The 3419-nt window shown below is 39.2% G+C and carries 3 protein-coding genes; 1 reads left to right on the forward strand and 2 read right to left on the reverse strand.

The annotated features are described in order from the left end of the window. A partial coding sequence (locus CW749_RS27950; RefSeq protein WP_101115751.1) for a hypothetical protein occupies positions 1-372 on the forward strand: 372 nt, incomplete at its 5' end. A 274-nt stretch (positions 373-646) separates the two neighbouring features. On the opposite strand, the gene CW749_RS27960 is transcribed toward CW749_RS27950, so the two are convergent. Then, positions 647-1582: an HNH endonuclease gene (locus CW749_RS27960; protein WP_101115753.1), complete on the reverse strand. Its 936-nt coding sequence runs from the start codon at positions 1580-1582 to the stop codon at positions 647-649. Positions 1583-2608: 1026 nt separating this feature from the next. Then, positions 2609-3385 carry a choline kinase gene (locus CW749_RS27970; protein WP_101115754.1) on the reverse strand — a complete coding sequence of 259 codons (777 nt, stop codon included), beginning with the start codon at positions 3383-3385 and terminating at the stop codon, positions 2609-2611. Positions 3386-3419: the final 34 nt, after the last annotated feature.

A 3419-nucleotide genomic window follows, 5' to 3' on the forward strand; every position in this document is an offset into this window, starting at 1 on the left:
AACCTACAACGACTTGGCTTGCGAGAGTTTTCCACCTTGGATATGGTTGAGGAATCGAACTCAAAAATACTGAAGCCAGCAACTTTCGAATTCCTTACAAACCTTGAATTATCAAAGCGCTATAACGCCCAGTTAAGTAGCCAAAAACGTACAAATGCGGTTTCTGCAAACTACCCTAAACACAAAACTCAACGCAAACTAAAAATGCCACGCGTTTTTGGTCTGCTTGAACTGTTTGTTAGAGCGATACAAACAAAAAACTCGCTTGGCAATGAAGCACTTAGCTTGCATTCAATGAACAGCATCTTAGCCAACAAAACTTTCTGCAACCAGACCACAAAGCCCAAAACACCGATTCAGTCGAGAATTTAGGAAAGCTAGCCGGAAACCAAACTTCAAAATCTGATGAAGCTGAATAATTTTGAAACTTACAACGACTTGGCTTGCGAGAATTTTCCACCTTGATTCCGGTTAAGGGGTCAAACTCAAAAACACTGAAGCCAGCAACTTTCGAGAACCTGACAACCCTTAAATTATCAAAGCGCTATAACGCCCGCTTAAGCTGCTGACAACGCACTACAAAAGTCACTGTATAACACCTTAAACACTGAAATTGCTGCAAACTGAAAATGCCACGCGTTGGCAGTCAGCTTGAAGCGTTTGTTAGGCTATTTAAGTGCTCGAACAGAGATTTCTTAGTATACTTGCCTGTTCTAACATCAAATTTGTATAGACAGTCCTCTTTTATAGAGAAATCAGAACCCGGTTCAGCAAAGATCATAGATGAAGCACAACCGAATATACTAACCACACAATACACCCTATTGATATAAACCCAATGATTTTGATCATCAATAAACTGACTAAGTTCAAAGTCATCAAGAAAAGTGAAACTAACTTCTTTGTCAACTTCTTGGTTCTTAATACTGATGCGAATCGAATTTGCGATGGGGTCTTTAATGTACTCATTCCCCAAATGATACACCAACAATTCGTAGGCTACTTTCATATGTAGTAACGAATGATCGTGGTAATTCCAAGAAAACTTTCCTTTTACTCTTGGAGTTTCAATAACCTCATTAGTTATAGAAGCATTTTCCCAAAACCGATCGACTAGCAGGGCTAGCTTTGTTTTCGTTATAGTTTTACCTTTTGACTTGAAATACCTTTGAAGTTTCTTGGAGAGTTCTTTTTTTCCCTTACTCAAATCTGATTTATCTATTTTAAGCTTAACACTCAAGTATCCATCAGAATCTGTAATCTCTGACTCTGGAAATATAACTACATTGTTCTTATCATTTACACGAACTTTTCCCAATGTTTCATGTTCATATATACCAGTTAATGCATTAGGTGCTGTTTTTTGCTTACCTTTTATATCATTTACCTGCCTAGCTAGTTTGAAATAAAAACTATTTGCCAAACGACCTTCAAATCCATCCCCTAGAGATGAGTTACAAATCTTACAAACATTTTTTAGAACTAAATTCCCACCGATAAATTCAGGAATAATGTGCTCGTCTGTAAGCGGGTTTTTATCTGTAATTTCATTTTCACCCAAACATATTATGCAAGTCACCATCGCCTCCTCTATAGCCTAACGCCTTGCTAAGTGGCTGATAACGCACACCTAACCTAAAGCAACGCACCTTAATCACAAAACCACTTGGAACCAAAACTGCCAAACGTTAGAAGTCCATTTGAGCAATTTGTTATGAAAAGGCGCTAAACCGTGCCACTAAACTCAAAGCCAACATCCTAGCCTCTGAAATAAGCGCCGGCTGCTGACCCACAAATATTACCGAAAAATCACTTTCAGAGCATGCGAAAAGTAAGGTAACAAAGAAGAGCCGTACGATGGACTTACGGTGAAAGTAATTGCCATAGCTCGAACCTACTGAGAGGCACAGTGTCACTTGGCATATTACCCCTTTTGATGATTTCAAATAGGCAACCAACAAAGAAACTACAGATTTTAAGCAAGATATCTAGCCGAGTTTACGTTGTGAACTAGCAGCCTTTGATGAACCGCCCTACCTTTAAAACCACGTTAAACAGTAGCTTCATAACACCCGCTTAAGTGGCTGCCAATGCAATACAACGGCTACCGCATTGCGCCTTAAACACAATAATTTCTGCAAACCAAAAGTGCCACGCGTTGGCAGTCCGCTTGAAGCGTTTGTTGTAGAGCAACAAGTAACAAACTAACTTGGCATTGAAGCACTTAGCTTGCATTCAATGGCGGCTATCTTAACCAACAAAACCTACTGCAACCAGACCACAAAATCCAAAACGCAGATTCAGTCGAGAATTTAGAAGAATGAACCGAAAGCCAAGCTTCAGAACTTGGTGAACCAAATTGGATTAAAAGGCATACAGCGACTTGGCTTGCGACAACTTTTACACCTTGGTTCTAGTTGATAAATCGCATTCAAAAACACTGAAGCCAGCAACTTTCGAGAACCTTACAAACCTTGAATTTTCAAAGCGCTATAACGCCTTGCTAAGTGGCTGATAACGTACACTTAACCTAAAGCAACGCACCTTAAACACAAACCCAATTGGAACTAAAAGTGCCAAGCGTTAGCAGTCCGTCTTGAGCAATTTGTTATAACGCACTTTCAACCGATGCTAACCACTGGGGGACATTTTTACGATACCAATTTATGTATTTTCCAGCGTCAGGATTATGTCGTTCAATTAATATGTTAACAACCTCTGTGACTATCCAACACTTAGCTATTATGAGATGCCTCATTAACTCAGTTTCCGATAGTAATGAGCTATGTTGGGTGTATTTTTTAATAATTGACTCATATTCAGAAACGGTGCCTAAACCACTCACTAAAGGTGCTAAATCTATCGCAGGGCTACCATAACCAAATCTCTCCCAGTCAAATAATACAAGTTCACCATTCGCTCTAGTTCTCCAGTTACCATCATTGCTATCACCTGAAATTAGCGCTGGGTATTCAAATATGCTGTGAGATAACGACTGAATTGACTTTATTGCATTATGTTCACTTTTAGAAAGAAACAATAAATCGACAGTTTTTCCTGTAGCTACATTAGTCCATTCGTGATTTTTAACAGGAAGAGACGGAACATGTTGAGAACTATGGATACTTGCTAGTTGTTCAAAGGTTTTAGTGTTTAATTGCAATTCTTTCAACGTAATAGGATTTGGAATATATTCTATGAACAAATCACTACCATCAAGTTTAAGCAAGGCTGGCGTGTTAACACTTACTAAATTAGGAGCGACGGACAGATAGAAATTGATCTCAACTTCCGATGCCCCTTTCTTAAGCACACAATTGACTCCTTCGAGCTCCTCAACAGAAACTCTAGCCACTCCCATTTTTGATAAGTCGTGTGTACTCATAACTCTCCTGCGTTATAACGCCCAGTTAAGTAGC

It is taken from the genome of Vibrio sp. vnigr-6D03, assembly GCF_002835515.1.
GTDB classification, from domain to species: domain Bacteria; phylum Pseudomonadota; class Gammaproteobacteria; order Enterobacterales; family Vibrionaceae; genus Vibrio; species Vibrio penaeicida.